We start from the raw sequence: 640 nt of genomic DNA, 5'->3' as shown, positions 1-640 counted from the left end.
TGGACACTGGCTTTGGTCAGATCCATGCTCTGATAGACCCCGTCCAAACTCACTACCAAATGCAGCTTGTAGCCGATATAATACTGGTCGGTGATTGCACTGTAACCTTTATCGGGAGCGCTATGGAAATGTTCTCGACAGACCGCTGTGGAGTGTTCACGGGCAATATGGGCCACAGGTACAGGGATGCTGTCCACCATGTAGGTGTCCTCATAGGGACATATGTGGCGTCCCCACAGGCGGGCCAGTTTTTCGATCCAGCCGGCCAGTCGCCTGCGGCGGCGGTTATAGCAGCTCAGATGAGGCAAGGTGGAAAAATCATGGGAGTAATCGGCTTGCAGCTTACTCCAAAACCAGTGTTCGCTATCAATACCCAGGGCCTCTTGCAACAGGGCCAGACTAATAATGTGGGCATCTGGCATGCGGGGTTTATTCGGATAAAATTGCACATTCAGATCAGAATTAAGGAAATCCGCCAAGGTTTCATTGACGATGGGCAGAATTTTATCGAAATTGGTTTTCAGGTCATGCATACGCAGGGTGTTTTTGTGAGAATTAACATCCCTAAGATATTGAATATCAAGCGTTTGCATGGCCTTTCTTAGTTTAAAATTGTTAAAATCCTAACCCCTAAACGCGT

At 48.0% G+C, this 640-nt stretch carries 1 pseudogene; it reads right to left on the bottom strand.

Annotation, left to right across the window (positions count from 1 at the left end):
• Nucleotides 1–593 (bottom strand): annotated as a pseudogene (locus ACG2F4_RS19395) (hypothetical protein); the annotation flags it as partial.
• Between the last annotated feature and the right edge of the window lie 47 nt (nt 594–640).

Origin of the sequence: Halalkalibaculum sp. DA3122 (assembly GCF_043951865.1) — a bacterium.
Taxonomy (GTDB): Bacteria; Bacteroidota; Rhodothermia; order Balneolales; family Balneolaceae; genus JAMQKA01.
Note: the sequence above shows the minus strand (reverse complement) of the source record. Positions and strands in the feature narration are given on the sequence as shown.